Origin of the sequence: Zunongwangia sp. (genome assembly GCF_048269745.1) — a bacterium.
Taxonomy (GTDB): domain Bacteria; phylum Bacteroidota; class Bacteroidia; order Flavobacteriales; family Flavobacteriaceae; genus Zunongwangia.
The window spans coordinates 298,330-311,751 of sequence record NZ_JBLXIB010000001.1 but is presented as its reverse complement, the minus strand read 5'-3'; the positions used below and the strand labels follow the sequence as shown (position 1 = coordinate 311,751).

The following is a 13,422-nucleotide window of genomic DNA, read 5'->3' as shown; positions in this document are numbered from 1 at the left end:
CAAAGGAAAAACCGATATATGCTAAAACAGCAATTAAATTTTAAACTATCTCAAAAGCTATCGCCACAACAAATCCAGTTGATGAAGCTAATACAATTGCCTACTCAGGCCTTTGAGCAGCGCATAAAACAGGAATTGGAGGAAAATCCGGCTCTAGACACCGGAAAAGATGATGATCGCGATGAATTTGAAGATGAATTTGAAAATCGGGATACTGAAGCTGAATTTGATGATAACGAAACAGAACCTGATATTAATATCGACGAATATTTAAGTGATGATGAAGTTCCGGAATACAAATTACAAGCTAATAATTATAGTGCAGACGATGATGATAAGCAAGTTCCGTATGCTGCGGGTACTTCCTTTACCCAATTCTTAAAAAATCAGCTAAATACATTTCGTTTTAACGAAGAAGAGCAATTAATTGCCGAATTTTTAGTGGGAAGCATCGATGAAAGTGGCTACATTAGACGTTCAATTTTAGACATTGTAGACGATCTTGCATTTACGCAAAACACCTATACCGACGAAGAATCAGTAGAAAAAGTACTAAAAAAAGTGCAGGAATTAGATCCTGCTGGAGTTGGAGCTAGAAGTTTACAAGAATGTTTAGTTATTCAACTAAAAAGAAGAAATCAAACCAGACCAATTGAATTGGCTTCTGAAATTATAGCTGATTCTTTCGAACAGTTCAGTAAAAAACATTATACCAAATTACTTAATAAACACGATATTTCTGAAGATGATTTACGGGAAGTAATTGAAGTGATTAGTCATTTAAACCCAAAACCAGGCGGTGCGTATTCAAGTAATACTCGTATGGTTGAGCATGTAATTCCAGACTTTACCATTAAAATTGTAGATAGTGATTTAGAATTAAGCCTTAACGGACGTAATGCACCCGAAATGCATGTCTCCAAAGATTACAGCAACATGCTTAAGGGCTATAAAGAAAGCAAGAAGAAAACGCAAGAACAAAAAGATGCTGTAATGTTCATTAAGCAGAAATTAGACGCTGCTAAATGGTTTATAGAAGCTATTAAACAAAGGCAACAAACGCTTATGGTAACTATGAGTGCCATTATGCATTATCAAAAAGAATACTTTTTAAGTGGCGACGAGCGTAATTTACGCCCAATGATTTTAAAAGATATTGCTGATGAAATTGAAATGGATGTATCCACAGTTTCTAGGGTTGCCAATAGTAAATATGTAGACACTCCTTACGGCACTAAATTAATTAAAGAATTTTTCTCTGAATCTATGAAAAACGATCAGGGAGAAGATGTTTCTACTAGAGAAATCAAAAAGATTCTAGAGATGTCTGTTGAAGAAGAAGATAAGAAGAGACCGCTTACAGACGAAAAACTAGCTAAAGTTTTAAAAGATAAAGGCTATCCAATAGCAAGACGAACTGTTGCAAAATATAGAGAACAATTAGATATTCCGGTAGCAAGACTCCGTAAAGAAATTTAATGAGATATCTATTTAAGTATGCTTCTTATGTTTTTCACCCTGTTTGGATGTCTTTTCTGGGAACTTTATGCTATTTTATACTTACACCTCGATATTTTCTTAGAGAGATTATAGAAGCTAAATTATTAGCTATAACAATCATTACTATTTTTATTCCTTTAGTATTTTTCTTTTTGCTTAAAAACTTAGGGAAAGTATCTAGTTTCTCATTGAATAAAGTTAAAGAAAGAAAGCTTCCTCTTCTAGCATCATGCCTATTAAACTATATGGTCCTTCAACAAGTTTTTGATCAATACAACTACCCAGAGGCTTATTTATTCTTTGAAGGAATTCTTATAAGCAGCAGCATTGCGCTAGTTGCTAGCATTTTTAAAATTAAAATAAGTTTACACATGATGGGCTTATCTGGACTTAGCTGTTTTCTTTTAGGGATTGGACACTACTTTGATTTAAACATGGTTTTACCTATAGCCTTTTTATTAGTTATAATCGGGCTAACTGCTTCTTCTAGAATGTATTTTAAAGCTCACAATAAAATAGAACTTATGTTAGGTATTTTATGTGGAGGCCTACCGCAATCACTACTATTTTTTTTAGTTATAAATTAGTTTTCAGAATAAATAAAATTTAAGTCCAAATTTTAAAACTGAAAATTTAAATGCCTCTCCATTTTCTAGCTTTGCATTATTAAAAAAGGGTGTTATGGCGTACTGAATTTGGAAATTGAATTTATTATAACCAAAACTAATATGTGCACCTAATCGCAGACGTTCTAACTCAGGAATATCATTTATTTTGATTGTTCGATTATTATTATTACCCTTATAGACAGATTTAAAATAGTAGACATAGCTTAGTTTTAATCCTCCGTATATCCTCCAAAACTTATAACTAGTAAAAGTGGAGGTACGCCATCTGAACTCCAAAGGCAAATCTAAAGTGTATAATGAGAAATAATTCTTGTCATATTCACCGCTATCTTCTAAACTGGTAAATGATGTAGAACCATCAGCATTTTTAGTGATTGATAAATTTTGATTATAAGTATCAAAACCTAATCCTAAACCCACCGCTATGGCTATATTTCGATTTTCATTCAAGGGAAAATCTCTAAGAACTCCTGCATTTATCCCTCCTGAAAAACCATTTTGAGATAAGAATTTAGGCTTATTATTTAAAAGATTAAAAGTTAGACCTATATATATTTGATCTTCTCTATACGTACTATCAACTACGGTGGGTATTGAATCTGCAAAGGCCGGATTAGTTGTTTGCCCAATAGCTACAATAGGCAAAAAGACAATTACAATAAGGATTAGGTTTCTCATGATATTTATATATAAACAAATGTATAAATATAAAAAAGCATCCCATCCTTAAAAAGGATGGGATGCTTTTAATTGTTAATTATAGATGTATACTTAGCTATTGTTGATTTTCCAACGCATCGCCTTGTACAGTAGTATAATTAATTTTTAAGGCTTCAGCTTTACGAAGCTCTTGTTTAATATCAGAAACTAATCCCATGTTTGTTTCTTTATCAACTTTTAAAGCAGTTGTTAAATAAGGAATTAATTCTTCTCGTTTAGTTTCTCGCTCAGCATAAATAAAAGATTGAACTTCACTTACGCTTGCAAACTTATCATTTAACTGGATTCTTCCTTCAGTACCGTATTTCTGCTGATAACGCTCACTTGGCTTACCAGCGTATATATACATTACTAAATCCTTTTTATCTAATTTTTCAACTTGATCTGCTTTTGGTAAACGATTTTCTACCATTAAAGTAGTTTCACGCATAGTAGTAGCAACCATAAAGAAAAATAATAGCATAAAAACAATATCAGGTAATGAAGCCGTACTAATTGCAGGTAAATCGCCAGATTTTTTCTTTGTGAACTTAGCCATAATTCTAAATTATTTAATCATTTTTTAAAAAGGCTATTAACCCTTAGGTTCTGCTTCAGAAAGTTTTTGAGGAATCAAATCTTTAATTTGATCAATCTTTTCTTTCAAAGACTCCTTCTTACCTTCTCCGGTATTCGGATCGTTATATTGCGCTTCCATATCTGTAAATGAAGTACCAAAAAGTCTTCTGGCTTCACGATCACGTAACTCATTATATGCAGCAACTAACTCATTTTGAACTGCGATATAAGTTCCGTATTCTGTACCTCTGTTATTTACTAAAGATATAATGGCTTTTTGAGGATTTACAGAAGAATTTTCTGCTCCTTTACCTTGACAAAAAGAGCAAGCTTCTTTTCCGGTACCCCCTCCATTATCTAAGAAATCGAATGCAGCTTGTCTTAAATCTTTAAGCTCCATTTCTTCATCTTGTACTAAAAGGTCGTTATTGCTATTCACAACAACCTGTAAGATATTTCTTTTCTTAATGTTAGGCGGATCTTGTTGCTCATCTTGCCATGGTGGAAGCTTTCTACTTATCCCCTTATCTGTCTCGATAGTTGTAGTAACCAAAAAGAAAATAAGAAGCAAGAAAGCGATATCCGCCATAGATCCAGCATTAACTTCTGGTGATGATCTTCTTGCCATATCTCTAATTTATTAATTTTCTAACTGAAGAAAAAGCCATAGCTAATAATGCTAAACCTGCAAGAATATAGAAACTCCACAAGCCTGCTCCTACCCAATGATCTGCAGATGCAGATAGTGTTGTACCATCTTTTAGCACAATTTCGGAACCACTAGATAGTAGATAAGATAATAAAATAACTACCCCGAAAGATACTATTCCAATTATCGTATTTTTAACATTTCCTCTAAAAAGTCCAGCTATTACAAAAATAGCCACTAGAACAACCACAAGTGCTAGTACTAGGTAAGAAATCCACATAATAGGATCTAGTACACTATTTTGTACTTCAGCTGAAGCTTTTATTGCATCGTCTCCGGTTGCAATAATCCTACCTAAAAAGATAAGACCTAGAACACCGATCACTAATGCGATATATTTTAAAATTTTATGTAAGGTCATAACGTTTAGTTAAGCTTCTAATTAAACTCTTTTTTTGTTTTTGTACTCTACCAACATATCGATAAGTACAATTGATGCATCTTCCATATCGTTTACAATACTATCAATTTTCGCAATGATATAGTTGTAAAATACTTGAAGGATAATTGCTACAATTAAACCAAATACTGTTGTAAGAAGTGCTATTTTAATACCACCTGCTACAAGAGAAGGTTGCATATCTCCAGCTGCTTCAATTCTATCGAAAGCATCAATCATACCAATTACAGTACCCATAAATCCAAGCATCGGAGCAAGAGCGATAAATAAAGAAATCCAAGAAACATTTTTCTCTAATTGTCCCATTTGAACACCACCATAAGCTACAACAGCTTTTTCTGCAGACTCAACGCTTTCGTTAGCACGATCTAAACCTTGGTAGTAAATAGAAGCAACAGGACCTCTTGTATTTCTACAAACTTCTTTAGCAGCTTCAACGCCACCACTATTAAGCGCTTCTTCTACATTACGAGCTAATTTTTTAGTATTCGTAGTAGCTAAGTTTAAATAAATAATTCTTTCAATAGCAATCGCCAAACCTAAGATAAGACATAATAATACAATCCCCATGAAGCCGGCACCACCTTCAATAAAACGTTTTTTCAATTCCTGATGAAAACCTAAGTCTTCGTCGTCTTGTGCAGCTGCTGCACCATTGTCTTCATCTTGCTGTACAAAAGTAGCGATCGTACCAGGCACTGCACTTACCATATTCGCCGCCTTAAGATTACCGGCACCTAATACCATAATCACAGCGATTACCAAAATAGAAAATAATCTTTTCATTACTGTTTGTCTTAATTTAATTAGTTAAAGGGTTTAAAGATATAAAAATAATTTCTCATTAAAAATACCAGCAGAGAGGAAGGGATTCGAACCCTCGATACGCTTGTGACGTATACACACTTTCCAGGCGTGCGCCTTCGACCACTCGGCCACCTCTCTTTCTTATTTGAAACGGTGCGCCAAATAACAAAAAAAATTAAACACCGTCAAGTATCATCCGTTAATTTTATAACATTTCTCCTCTTAAAGATGTTTCAAATATTGTTTTAAAGACCTTTAATGATAAATTTTTATCAAGAAGGTACATTAATTTAGCTATAGCCGCTTCTGTTGTGATGTCCTTACCTGACACTACTCCAATACGTTTAAGCTCTAAGCTTGTTTGATAATTACCCATTACTACACTACCACCAGAACACTGAGTTACGTTAATAACTTTGAGTCCATTTTTTATTTTTTCTTCTAATAAATTTACTAACCAAGTATCGGTTGGTGCATTTCCGCTACCATATGTTTCTAATATTAATCCTTGTAAAGAATCTAAATTTAACACATGCTTAATCACGTTTTCAGAAATACCTGGAAACATTTTTAAAATTACAATATTATCGTTTAACTGTGTGTGTAATTTTAAATTTTGTTTTCGAGATTGTCTCCATAAACTTTTTGATTGAATAGACAGATTCACACCGGACTCGGCTAAAGGCGGGTAATTTGGTGAAGCAAATGCCTGAAAATGTTCCGCATTTATCTTTGTAGTTCTATTTGCCCGATATAATTTATATTCAAAATAAAGGCCTACTTCTGTTATTATTGGCTTACCATTTTTCTGAAGACCAGCTATTTGTATACTTGTAATTAAATTTTCTTTTGCATCGGTTCTTAGGTCACCTATAGGAAGCTGAGAACCAGTAAAAATTACAGGTTTATTTAAGTTTTCAAGCATAAAACTTAAAGCTGAAGCTGTATAAGACATGGTATCGCTACCATGTAAAATAACAAACCCATCGTATTTTTCATAGTTTTCGTAAATTATGGTGGCTATTTTCTCCCATTCTACCGGATTCATATCCGAGGAATCTATAGGATCTTCAAAACTTAGCGTTTCTATTTCATGTTCTAAAATCTTTAATTCAGGAATTTTTTGAAGTAATTCATCAAAATTGAAGGGTATTAAAGCGCCACTTTCATAATCTTTAATCATACCGATTGTACCTCCGGTATAAAGTAATAAAATTTTAGTTTTCTTCATTCTGTAAACCAAACTGATTTATTACTGGATTTGCATACATTAAAAGATAACTATTCAAAGCTAAAGAATTAGTAAAATCTACTCTGCGCTTTATACGCCTTTCAAAACGTCTTTTTTCTTTAGCTGAATAAAATTCTTTATAGGTTTCGGTATTATTCAGCAAATCGTAAGCAACATAATTTGAAGGCCATAATTTATAACTTTTATGGATTCGATCATCGATTACATCTGCAACTACCTTTAATTGTTCGTTTACCGATGTATATTCGTGTTCGATAGCTTCAAATACAGAAGCATCTAAAACTTCTCCAGCAGCAACATGTATTCTTCCTTTATCTCCTAAAATTCCTTGAATAATTGATTTAAAATCTTCATCTGGAGCTTTCACATATTCTTCTTTCATGCGTTTTGACAACACTTCCGGCATTTTTAAAATATCGGTAGGGTCAAACTCATAAGAAATTGCAATAGGTACTATCTTTAACTTTGTAAAATATTCAGGAAGGCTCTGTTTATCTTTTGCCATCCCAACCATTTTTAAAACTCCTTGCTGTGTGTAATCGCTACCATCTTTAGTTCGACCTTCGCGTTGTGCCATCCAAACAGACCGTACATCTTCCATCAATAATGTTCGAATATATTTAGATAATACTTGCGAACTTTTTAACATTTCTCTAGGACTAAGCTTCCTTTTGACCAAAAAATTTCGATTAAGTTTAGAAAGCATCATCAAAAACGTTTTCTGTACTAAATTATCACCTATAGCCGAGGCTGTCATCACTAAATCGTGATTATAAAGTGTGTAGTTTAGCAGAGAAGTATCCAAAATAATATCTCTATGCGTAGAAACAAAAAAGTAAGATTCTCCTTTCTTCAATTTATCAAAACCGCTACTTGAAACTCCATCGGTACTACGATCTATAATTTTCTGAACGGAATGATAAATAACTTGAGTTTGAAAATCACGAATACTTTTACATCCTAAAACTGTTTGCTGAATTTCCTCTGGAGTTTTATCTGGAAAGGTAAAATCCAAAAGCGCTTTCATCATTGGATGCTTTAAATAGTGGCTTAAAGCTTCCTGAACTTCTTTCTCGTTATAAAATCGTATATCTTCAAAATCTTGCACGTGGTATGGCTTAAAATAACAAATGAACAAAAAATTAACTAATTTCTACCTAAACGCCGAATATATATTTAGAATTTTCGGTTGTGATTTTAGCTATCTCTTCAATAGGTTTTGCATAAATATCTGCCAATTTTTCAGCAATATTTATTAAATAGGCAGATTCATTTCGCTTTCCTCGAAATGGTGTTGGCGCCAAATAAGGAGCATCTGTTTCTAACACAATATGTTCTAACGGAATTTGGTTTAAAAACTGATCTATTTTTCCGTTTTTGAAAGTAACAACACCTCCAATACCTAATTTGAGATTATAAGAAATGGCACGTTTTGCTTGTTCTAAATCTCCTGTAAAACAATGAAAAACGCCGAAAAGATCATTTCCTTTTTCTTCTTCTAATATTTCAAAAACTTCATCAAAAGCTGCTCTACAATGTATTGCAATAGGAAGTTTGTACTTTTTTGCTAATTTAATCTGGTATCGAAAGGCTTCTTGCTGAATAGCCAATGTACTTTTGTCCCAATATAAATCGATACCAATTTCTCCTACTGCATAAAAAGAACGTTTTTTAAACTCATTTTCGATAAATTCGAGCTCATCTTTATAGTTTTCCTGAACGTTTGTTGGGTGCAACCCCATCATTAAAAAAATCTGATCTGGATACTTTTCTTCCAAACGATACATAGCCGGCACATAAGTAGAATCTATTGCCGGTATAAAAAAACGATTAATATTTTTATCTAAAGCTCTATGAATCATTACATCACGATCTTCATCAAAAGCTTCACTATATAAATGGGTATGTGTATCTGTTAATATCATAGTTGCAAAAATAATTTATTTTGAAAACCTATCTTTGCTGAAAACAAAAAAGAATGGCATCTCTAAAAAAAATATTAAAAGAAAAAGGCTATGAAAGCATAAAATTTGAATATACCAAAACAAACCATTTAGAAATTGTAGCGAAAATTAATAAAATTGAAGGTAATTTTATAATAGACACTGGCGCTTCTAGTACTTGTGTGGGAATAGATAGTATAGATCATTTTAATTTATCTGCAGAAGAAAGTGATGTAAAAGCTGCTGGAGCTGGAGCAAATAATATGTTAACACAAATTGCCCTAAAAAATAAATTTGAAATAAAAGGTTGGAAAAAGAAAAAAGTAGATCTAGTTCTTTTTGATTTACGCCATGTAAACGAAGCATTAATACAGCATGATGCTGAAAAAATCCATGGTATTATTGGCGCAGACATCTTAAAAAAAGGAAAAGCTATTATAGATTATAGCAAAAAAACTATTTTTTTAAAATAAGGGGTTTAATCCCCCTTTACTAGCAACATATTATAATTTATATTTGATTGAACATACTTTTTTACAAAGTCGCTATTAAATTTTGAAAAATAACCAGTTTATAAGTATAATAATAGTTGCTGTTATCAGTATACTTATTTTGAATTTAATAAACTTATTCTATTTTTAACCAATACCAACTTAACTAAACCAATCAAAAAAGAAAAGCGGGAATATATTCCCGCTTTTTTATATAAATCTAATCGCTGCTAGTTACATATTATAATTCTAAAGCTCTTTTTACATCGTTATCCATCAATAGTTTTTCAGGATTTTCTATAGCTTCTTTCACAGCTACTAAAAAGCTTACTGATTCTTTACCATCTATAATTCGGTGATCGTAAGAAAGTGCAATGTACATCATTGGTCGGATTTCAACATGACCATCAATAGCCATTGGTCTATCTACAATATTATGCATTCCTAAAATAGCGCTTTGTGGTGGATTAATAATAGGAGTAGACATCATAGAACCAAATACACCTCCGTTTGTAATTGTAAATGTACCTCCAGTCATTTCATCAACCGTAATTTTACCATCACGTGCTTTTACAGCTAAACGTTTTACTTCATCCTCAACCCCACGGAAACTCAAATTTTCAGCATTTCTAATTACTGGAACCATTAATCCTTTAGGTCCAGAAACTGCTATACTAATATCTTTATAGTCGTATTTTACCTGATATTTTTCATCTATCATGGAGTTTACATCCGGATACATGTCCAAAGCTCGCACTACTGCTAATGTAAAGAAAGACATAAAACCTAAACTTACACCATGCTTTTCTTTAAACTGCTCTTTGTATTTTTTACGTAAAGCATACACAGCAGACATATCTACCTCATTAAAAGTAGTAAGCATAGCCGTTTCGCTTTTTGCTGCCACCAAACGTTCTGCTACTTTACGACGAAGCATCGACATTTTTTTACGAGATTCTCCACGTTTACCCCTACCTGGAGTTCCCATAGAAGCTTTGGCTTGAACAGCATCTTCTTTTGTTATTCTACCATCTTTACCACTACCCTGTACAGATCCAGAATCTATGTTTTTTTCATCTAAAATTTTCTTTGCCGCCGGAGAAGGACTTCCGGTTGCATACGTATCTTGTTTTTGAGAAGGAGTAGAAGATTTAGAAGGCTCTTCTGTTTTAGCAGGAGCTTTATCACTATCTGTTTTAGATTCTTTTTTATCCTGCTCATCTTTTACTTCTTCTTCAGCACTTTCATCATTACTCTTACTGCCCCCTGGCTTTTCTGCCTCAGTATCAATTAAACAAACTACTTCTCCAACAGCTACAGCATCTCCTTCTTCTGCTTTTAATGTAATAATACCACTGGCTTCAGCCGGAAGTTCTAAAGTAGCTTTATCGCTATCTACCTCAGCTATCGCCTGGTCTTTTTCTACATAATCTCCATCTTCAACCAACCATTCAGCAATTTCTACTTCGGTTATTGATTCACCGGGAGATGGAACTTTCATTTCTAAGGCCATGTTCTTCTATTTTATTTTATATTCCTGATTTACAGAAATGTATTTTAAATTTAATTATTATTCTGTTAAAGATTTATCAAAAACTTGATCGATTACTTGTTGATGCCGTTTTTTGAAACGCACTGCACTTCCTGCTGCCGGAGAAGCATAAAATTTACGACTACAACATCTTAAATTTTTACCTTCTTCAAAATGCATCAGCATGTGCCCGTAAGCTCCCATATTTTTAGGTTCTTCTTGAGCCCAAACAATATCATCTGCATTTTTATATTTTTTTATAACTGCTTTCATCTGATCGGATGGTACTGGGAAAAGTTGTTCAACTCTTACCAACGCTACATCGTCACGTTCTCTTTCTTCTTTAGCTTCTAAAAGATCGTAATAAAATTTACCAGTACAAAAAACAAGCGTTTTAACTTTATCTACAGCAGCTTCAGCATCATCGATTACCATTTTGAATTGCCCCTCTGTAAGATCTTCTTTAGTTGAAACTGCTTTTGCATGCCTCAACAAGCTTTTTGGTGTAAAAACAATCAATGGTTTTCTGAAACCAAATTTCATTTGTCGTCTTAGCAAATGAAACATATTCGCAGGTGTAGTAACATCTGCTACAAACATATTATCTCTAGCACAAAGTTGAAGGAAACGTTCCATTCTCGCAGAGGAGTGCTCTGCTCCTTGCCCTTCATAACCATGTGGTAAAAACATTACTAAACCATTTTGTACTTTCCACTTATCTTCTGCAGCAGAAATGTACTGATCAATCATGATTTGAGCTCCATTTACAAAATCACCAAACTGAGCTTCCCAAATAGTTAACGTATTAGGGCTTGCCATAGCATAGCCATAATCGAATCCAACTACTGCATATTCAGATAATAATGAGTTATAAATAAAGAAATCTCCTTTTCTATCTTTTATATTGTTGTGAAGAATTATTTCTTCCTCACTTTCTTCTACTTTTAACACAGCGTGTCTATGAGAAAAAGTTCCTCGTTCACAATCTTGTCCGGTTATACGTATATTATAACCCTCTTTCATTAAACTACCATAGGCTAGATGTTCTCCCATAGACCAATCTAGCTTATTGTCTTCGAAGTACATTTTCTTCCGTAAATTGATAATTTTATCAATTTTACGCATAAATTTTTTGTCTTCTGGTAGTGTAGAAATTGCTTTTGCAACATCATCTAAATCTTCAATTTTCACCGAGGTATCGACAGCTTTCATCATTTGATCTTCCTCTACATTCTCATAACCACCCCATTCATCTTCCATAAATGGTGTTATACGAGTAAGATTTTCTTTTCGAGAATCGGCAAAATCTTCTTCTAATTTCTTCTTATAATCTTCTTCTAATTTATCGATATATGATTCATCGATAATCCCTTCTTTTATAAGTTTCTCCGCATATATATCTCTAGCATTTTTATGTTTTGCGATCGCCTTATACAGTTTTGGTTGTGTAAATCTAGGCTCATCACCTTCATTATGACCATATTTTCTATAGCCTAACAAATCGATAAACACATCACGCTTAAAAGTCATTCTAAAGTCCAACGCAAATAAAATTGCATGTACTACAGCTTCTGCATCATCTGCATTTACATGTAAAACCGGCGATAGTGTAACTTTAGCAACATCTGTACAGTAAGTAGCAGAACGACCGTCTAAATAATTGGTTGTAAAACCAATTTGATTATTTACCACAATATGAATTGTTCCTGCATTTTCATACCCTTCTAATTGAGCCATCTGCACAACTTCGTAAACAACTCCTTGTGCTGAAATTGCAGCATCTCCATGTACTAAAATTGGTAATACTTTTCCAGTATCCCCTTGATAATGTCGATCCCTTTTTGCTCTAGCAATACCTTCTACTACCGGGCCTACGGTTTCTAAATGTGAAGGGTTTGGTGCTAAATTTATATTAATTTCTTTTCCTGAATCGGTTGTCCGGCAGGAAGTCCAGCCTAAATGGTATTTTACATCACCATCAAAAATATCCTGGGCATAATCTTTACCATCAAATTCAGAGAAAATATCTTTTGCACTTTTACCAAATATATTGGTTAAAGTATTTAAACGGCCACGGTGAGCCATTCCCATTACAAAGTCTTTTATTCCTTTTTCTGCGGCAGCTTCTATTATTGCATCTAAAGCAGGTATTAAACTTTCACCTCCTTCTAAAGAAAACCTTTTCTGACCAACATACTTACGATGTAAGAATCCTTCAAATGAAACTGCTTCATTAAGCTTTCGTAAAATTTGTTTTTTACGATTTTCATCAAAATTAGGATGATTTTCGTTTACGTTTAATTTTTTTTGAAGCCACTCTATTTCTTCAGGCTTTCTAATAAACATATATTCAACCCCAATAGCATCGCAATAAATTTCTTCTAGATGGCGAATGATATCTTTTAATGGTTGAGCTCCAATTCCTAAAATATCCCCAGCTCCAAAAGTGGTGTCCAGATCCTCTTTAGTTAAACCAAAGTTTTCAATATCTAAAGTTGGAGAATAATGCCTACGCTCTCTAACCGGATTGGTTTTAGTGAATAAATGTCCTCTCTTTCTATATCCGTCTATTAAACGGATTACCTGTAATTCTTTATAAACATGCCCTGGCACATCGGTATCCTCAAACGTTACCGGAGCTTCTTCAAAAATTTTTTCTTCAACACCATTTTGTTCCATTCCAAAGTCGAAACCTTGGAAAAAAGCCCTCCAACTAGGCTCTACACTATCTGGGTATTGTAAATATTGATCGTATAACTCCGCGAAATATGCGGTATGTGCGGCATTTAAAAATGAAAATCTGTCCATAAGTTGAAACTAAAGTTTCTTTTCTGTGTATAACATAGCAAAAGTACAATTTTGGCATTACTGGTTACAGCAAT

The 13,422-nt window shown here is 33.3% G+C and carries 13 protein-coding genes and 1 tRNA gene; 3 read left to right on the top strand and 11 right to left on the bottom strand.

The window, feature by feature from the left end:
- The first annotated feature begins 18 nt into the window (after positions 1-18).
- Both rpoN and ACN0WI_RS01355 read left to right on the top strand, forming a co-directional pair.
- Complete coding sequence (gene rpoN / locus ACN0WI_RS01360) at positions 19-1,479, top strand: RNA polymerase factor sigma-54 (protein ID WP_417884810.1); 1,461 nt, start codon at positions 19-21, stop codon at positions 1,477-1,479.
- Entirely contained in the window at positions 1,479-2,087 is a 609-nt protein-coding gene (locus ACN0WI_RS01355; protein WP_417884809.1) for a hypothetical protein, read from the top strand. Before rpoN ends, ACN0WI_RS01355 begins: the two co-directional genes overlap by 1 nt.
- Before the next feature lie 3 nt (positions 2,088-2,090).
- On the opposite strand, the gene ACN0WI_RS01350 is transcribed toward ACN0WI_RS01355, so the two are convergent.
- The 9 genes from ACN0WI_RS01350 to ACN0WI_RS01310 form a co-directional block, all read right to left on the bottom strand.
- On the bottom strand, positions 2,091-2,807 hold the full coding sequence (locus ACN0WI_RS01350; RefSeq protein ID WP_417884808.1) for a porin family protein: 717 nt from the start codon (positions 2,805-2,807) through the stop codon (positions 2,091-2,093).
- 97 nt (positions 2,808-2,904) lie between these two features.
- Positions 2,905-3,387, bottom strand: coding sequence for an ExbD/TolR family protein (locus ACN0WI_RS01345; RefSeq protein WP_417884807.1), 483 nt, complete (start codon positions 3,385-3,387; stop codon positions 2,905-2,907).
- 36 nt (positions 3,388-3,423) lie between these two features.
- Entirely contained in the window at positions 3,424-4,035 is a 612-nt protein-coding gene (locus tag ACN0WI_RS01340; protein WP_417884806.1) for an ExbD/TolR family protein, read from the bottom strand.
- A 4-nt stretch (positions 4,036-4,039) separates the two neighbouring features.
- Positions 4,040-4,477, bottom strand: a complete 438-nt coding sequence (locus tag ACN0WI_RS01335; RefSeq protein WP_417884805.1) for a hypothetical protein — start codon at positions 4,475-4,477, stop codon at positions 4,040-4,042.
- A gap of 21 nt (positions 4,478-4,498) precedes the next feature.
- Positions 4,499-5,302 (bottom strand): MotA/TolQ/ExbB proton channel family protein, encoded by an 804-nt coding sequence (locus ACN0WI_RS01330; protein WP_417884804.1) that lies wholly within the window; start codon positions 5,300-5,302, stop codon positions 4,499-4,501.
- Positions 5,303-5,373: 71 nt separating this feature from the next.
- A tRNA-Ser gene (locus ACN0WI_RS01325) sits at positions 5,374-5,461 on the bottom strand.
- A gap of 67 nt (positions 5,462-5,528) precedes the next feature.
- On the bottom strand, positions 5,529-6,554 hold the full coding sequence (locus tag ACN0WI_RS01320; RefSeq protein WP_417884803.1) for an asparaginase: 1,026 nt from the start codon (positions 6,552-6,554) through the stop codon (positions 5,529-5,531).
- Positions 6,541-7,683 carry a 1-acyl-sn-glycerol-3-phosphate acyltransferase gene (locus tag ACN0WI_RS01315; protein WP_417884802.1) on the bottom strand — a complete coding sequence of 381 codons (1,143 nt, stop codon included), beginning with the start codon at positions 7,681-7,683 and terminating at the stop codon, positions 6,541-6,543. The genes ACN0WI_RS01320 and ACN0WI_RS01315 overlap by 14 nt, the downstream gene beginning before the upstream one ends.
- Before the next feature lie 49 nt (positions 7,684-7,732).
- Complete coding sequence (locus ACN0WI_RS01310; RefSeq protein ID WP_417884801.1) at positions 7,733-8,500, bottom strand: TatD family hydrolase; 768 nt, start codon at positions 8,498-8,500, stop codon at positions 7,733-7,735.
- A 53-nt stretch (positions 8,501-8,553) separates the two neighbouring features.
- Here ACN0WI_RS01310 and ACN0WI_RS01305 point away from each other — a divergent pair, with 53 nt between their 5' ends.
- Positions 8,554-8,991 carry a retropepsin-like aspartic protease gene (locus ACN0WI_RS01305; protein ID WP_417884800.1) on the top strand — a complete coding sequence of 146 codons (438 nt, stop codon included), beginning with the start codon at positions 8,554-8,556 and terminating at the stop codon, positions 8,989-8,991.
- Positions 8,992-9,250: 259 nt separating this feature from the next.
- On the opposite strand, the gene odhB is transcribed toward ACN0WI_RS01305, so the two are convergent.
- Both odhB and ACN0WI_RS01295 read right to left on the bottom strand, forming a co-directional pair.
- Positions 9,251-10,522: a 2-oxoglutarate dehydrogenase complex dihydrolipoyllysine-residue succinyltransferase gene (gene odhB, locus ACN0WI_RS01300; RefSeq protein WP_417884799.1), complete on the bottom strand. Its 1,272-nt coding sequence runs from the start codon at positions 10,520-10,522 to the stop codon at positions 9,251-9,253.
- Positions 10,523-10,579: 57 nt separating this feature from the next.
- Positions 10,580-13,348 carry a 2-oxoglutarate dehydrogenase E1 component gene (locus ACN0WI_RS01295; protein WP_417884798.1) on the bottom strand — a complete coding sequence of 923 codons (2,769 nt, stop codon included), beginning with the start codon at positions 13,346-13,348 and terminating at the stop codon, positions 10,580-10,582.
- Positions 13,349-13,422: the final 74 nt, after the last annotated feature.

What these genes read in the sequence shown, in the direction of transcription:
- rpoN (WP_417884810.1), top strand. Translation starts at nt 19, where the DNA reads ATGCTAAAACAGCAATTAAATTTTAAACTATCTCAAAAGCTATCGCCA.
- ACN0WI_RS01355 (WP_417884809.1), top strand. Translation starts at nt 1,479, where the DNA reads ATGAGATATCTATTTAAGTATGCTTCTTATGTTTTTCACCCTGTTTGG.
- ACN0WI_RS01350 (WP_417884808.1), bottom strand. Translation starts at nt 2,807, where the DNA reads ATGAGAAACCTAATCCTTATTGTAATTGTCTTTTTGCCTATTGTAGCT.
- ACN0WI_RS01345 (WP_417884807.1), bottom strand. Translation starts at nt 3,387, where the DNA reads ATGGCTAAGTTCACAAAGAAAAAATCTGGCGATTTACCTGCAATTAGT.
- ACN0WI_RS01340 (WP_417884806.1), bottom strand. Translation starts at nt 4,035, where the DNA reads ATGGCAAGAAGATCATCACCAGAAGTTAATGCTGGATCTATGGCGGAT.
- ACN0WI_RS01335 (WP_417884805.1), bottom strand. Translation starts at nt 4,477, where the DNA reads ATGACCTTACATAAAATTTTAAAATATATCGCATTAGTGATCGGTGTT.
- ACN0WI_RS01330 (WP_417884804.1), bottom strand. Translation starts at nt 5,302, where the DNA reads ATGAAAAGATTATTTTCTATTTTGGTAATCGCTGTGATTATGGTATTA.
- ACN0WI_RS01320 (WP_417884803.1), bottom strand. Translation starts at nt 6,554, where the DNA reads ATGAAGAAAACTAAAATTTTATTACTTTATACCGGAGGTACAATCGGT.
- ACN0WI_RS01310 (WP_417884801.1), bottom strand. Translation starts at nt 8,500, where the DNA reads ATGATATTAACAGATACACATACCCATTTATATAGTGAAGCTTTTGAT.
- ACN0WI_RS01305 (WP_417884800.1), top strand. Translation starts at nt 8,554, where the DNA reads ATGGCATCTCTAAAAAAAATATTAAAAGAAAAAGGCTATGAAAGCATA.
- odhB (WP_417884799.1), bottom strand. Translation starts at nt 10,522, where the DNA reads ATGGCCTTAGAAATGAAAGTTCCATCTCCCGGTGAATCAATAACCGAA.
- ACN0WI_RS01295 (WP_417884798.1), bottom strand. Translation starts at nt 13,348, where the DNA reads ATGGACAGATTTTCATTTTTAAATGCCGCACATACCGCATATTTCGCG.